1 pseudogene is annotated in these 276 nt (G+C 56.9%); it reads right to left on the reverse strand.

The features are described 5' to 3' along the window. Positions 1-276: pseudogene (locus PGR79_RS23855) on the reverse strand (cytochrome C biogenesis protein CcdA); the annotation flags it as partial.

Raw genomic sequence — 276 nt, forward strand, 5'->3', positions numbered from 1 at the left:
GTGCTGCGGCAGGTAGTAAAACGCCAGGCTCGACAGCGCCATGCCGATGCAGCCGAACCAGCGCACCACTTTCATCCAGCCCATTTTCTCCGCCATAATCCCCCAGAAGACGTTGGAGAAGATGGTGGTGAAGAAGAACGCCGCCCACACCTGCAGCCATTCGGAAGTGGTGAAACCGAGTTCATCGACGAACATCATCGGCATGACCACCGCGAAGCCGAACAGCGACAGGGTGTTGATAATGCGCACGATGCTGGAGAGCATAATGCTGCGGTT

The organism is Klebsiella sp. 141161 (assembly GCF_050600815.1).
In the GTDB taxonomy this organism is placed as follows: Bacteria; Pseudomonadota; Gammaproteobacteria; order Enterobacterales; family Enterobacteriaceae; genus Klebsiella; species Klebsiella aerogenes.